We start from the raw sequence: 3,336 nt of genomic DNA, 5'->3' as shown, positions 1-3,336 counted from the left end.
AAATAGAAAAAAAGAAATTAGGAATTTAAGAAATTCTCAATAATTTCAATATCATCAGAATTTAAATTATATAATTTATATATAATATCATTTAATTCGTCTTCTAATTTACTAATTAAAACCTTTTTAACTTCTTGTTTATCTTCTGTGAGATTATTGAGATTTGTTGTTTCATATTGAAGTCTATCAACAAGTTCAACAAGTCTATCTGCAAATTCATCATCAGGGAATTTAATTGGAAGATTTTTAACATGTAGTTTTTTTAATATTAAACCTTTTGAACCTAACATTCCACCTATTATTTTAAAAACAAAATTTAAAACTTTTGACGAAAATAGTGCTCCTAATATTTTTAGAACATTTTTATCATCATGATTTAACATAAAACATGTTTGATCTATATAGAAATTATTCTCATCATAAACTGCGAATAAACCAAATTTACCTGAAATAACAGGCCATATTAATTTTCCTTCTTCAAAATCTGAATAATACTTACATGTTCTAAGATTATACCATTTATCTCCTTTATCATATCTTTTCCTTAAATCATCAACATATTGATTCAAATAAGTATATATGGTCGGATATTCTTTTTCAACGTTTATACCATTTGCTGTACAAACTAAATAAGAATTTTCAAATAAAATTTCCCATTTACTTATATCTTTTCCTTTAAGTACTGGTTTAATTATATTTTTATTCTTTGGATCTTTTTTTATTAAGTTATTTTTTGTTTCTTCATCTATAATAAAAGCTTTATTATATCCAGTTACAATACCTCTTTTTATTTCAACACCTTTAAAATTACTTAATTTTACTCCCTGATTTAAGATTTTCTCTTTCACATTAAATATTTTTGGCTTAAGAAAAGAAAAAGTATCATTATTTAAATTATTCTGATCCATATAAAAACTATTATCAACATATAATTGAGTATTATTTTCATTTTTATTAATTAACTGGATTATCGAAGTATCAACTGCTGCTTCTTCAAATACTGAATTTTTTGTACAATCAATATATAATTCAATATAATATTTCAATATATATTCTCTTAATTTTTTACCATAGTTTGCTCTAGTATATTTATTTGAGGTTATATAAGACAAACACCCATTTTCTTTTAATAGTTTAATTCCTTTTTCAAAAAAGTAAACATATAAATCAGCAACTCCTGTATATGTTTCATATATTTCTTTAAGTGCTGGTTTTAATTCTTTTATATTTTCCTGTCTTACATATGGCGGATTTCCTATTACTATGTCAAATCCTGGATTTTTTCCTTGGAATACTTCTGAAAATTCTAGTTCCCATATGAAGAATGGTTTTGATTCTGCATATTTAAATTTATTAATTTTATTGAGTATTTCTTCTTTGTTTTTGTAGTTTGTATTTTCTTTGATTGTTTGTTCTATGAATTGCCATTTTTTATCTTGTATTTCATGTTTTAGTTGTTTTTTAGTCGATGTTGAACTTTCATTGAAGTATGATTTTTTTTTATTGTTTAATTCTCTGAATATTATTTCTGATTTTTTATCAAAAAATGTGGTCTGTGCTTTATTTTCTGATTCTACTAAGGTTTTATCAAATAGTTCTATTCCTTCAAATGTATCTATTACTGAGTTTCCACACATTATTTTATTATCCAAGTTTGGTAGAGGTTTTATATCTTCTATTGATTCTTCATCTACTATGAGTGATAGCCAAAATCTTAGTTTTGCTATATCTACTGCTGAATAACTTATATCTACACCATAGAGTGAATTTTCTATAGTTTCGTGTTTTAGATCATAGTAGTTTATATCATTGACTCCACATCTCATTTGGATTATTGATCTCGCTTGTACTATTTCATTTAGCATTCCTACTGGAAATGCTCCTGATCCTACTGCAGGATCCACTACTTTTACATTAGCTAGGAGATCATCTATTATATCAAGATTAGCTATTATTGTATTTGGTATTGGTATTTGTTTTGATGCTTCTTGATCTGAGAGTTTCTCTTCCTGTACTTTTATTATTGTATCAATTGCAAGATGTCCTTCTTTTATGAATTTTGTTATGTCATCTCTTGGTATATCTTCTGTATTTTCATGTAAATATGATATGAGTGTTTCTTGACATATTTGATGTACAATATGTCTTGGAGTATAGAATGCTCCCTTTTGCTTACGTTCATCAACTTCAAGAAGGCTTTCAAATACTTTTCCCAGCATTTCAGGGTCAATTGCAACTTCTCGTTCTAGTGGTTCATCTTCTTTTACTGTGAAATTATATGTGTTAAATGTATCTATTATTTCTTCAAAAATTTCATTTGGAATATTTATATTAGTTTTTCTCCAATTATAATCTTTAATATTTTCAAATATTCCACCATTTATGAATGGTATTTTACAGTTAAATTCTGAGTAATGATTATCATCTATTGATGTTGAAAATCCCACATAAAATAATGGTTCTAGTACATCATTGAAGAAGTTATCATATTCAATATATTGTTTATTATAGAGTTCTTTTATGAAATTTTTAGATCCTTCACCCCATTTTTGACCTTCTTTAACTCCTAACCATCCTTTTTTCTGTATGAAATATACAAATATAATTTGTCCTAATATTTTCTTTGCAAAGTCTGCTGATTTTATTTCTTTTGTTTCAAATTCTTCTTTTACTGTTTCATCTGTATCTATGATATTTTGTATTGCATCGGCAAGTGTGTGAAATAGTTCTTTGTATTCTTTGAAGAATTCATCTGTTACATTTTCTACTTTGAATGCTTCTTTTATCTGTTCTATTATTATTTCATCATAGTATAATAAATCATTAAATTTACTTTGACATGTGTGATTTGACTGGTTTGGTCCGACGTAGTATGATTGTCTTTTTGCTGGTGATAGTGTGGATTTGATTTTTCCTTTTTCATCCATGTCATATTTTATATTTATATATGAAAATCTCCAATCACTACTTTCATCACTATAGAATGCTACGAGTGCATTTGATATGGATTCATCTTTTAGTAGTTTTCCAACGAGGTTACGTTGCATTGTTCGTGCTCGTTCTGGTGATTTGTTTTCTTTTAGTTTTATTACATAGAGTTTTAAGTCTTCATATTCATCATCTGTGAAGGTTCCATAGTCATATACTTCATCTATGTAGCTGTCAAATCCTTTTCCAATATCTTCTATTGTTCCTTCATATCCTATATTTGATGTATTTAGTAGTTCTACTAGGAAATCCAGATAGGATTCTTCATTGAATGGTTTTGTGAATGTTTTTTCTACTAATTCTTGATTATTCATAGCTTAATCTCCTATTGTGTATTCTGATAGCATT

General features: G+C 26.3%; 1 protein-coding gene. It reads right to left on the bottom strand.

The genetic code is table 11. The features are described from left to right. Window positions 1–17: 17 nt before the first annotated feature. Window positions 18–3,302 carry an Eco57I restriction-modification methylase domain-containing protein gene (locus tag MRZ80_RS06955; RefSeq protein ID WP_292537698.1) on the bottom strand — a complete coding sequence of 1,095 codons (3,285 nt, stop codon included), beginning with the start codon at window positions 3,300–3,302 and terminating at the stop codon, window positions 18–20. Window positions 3,303–3,336 lie beyond the last annotated feature (34 nt).

Origin of the sequence: Methanosphaera sp., from assembly GCF_022768985.1 — an archaeon.
Taxonomy (GTDB): Archaea; Methanobacteriota; Methanobacteria; order Methanobacteriales; family Methanobacteriaceae; genus Methanosphaera.
This window is presented reverse-complemented; position numbering and strand designations above follow the sequence as displayed.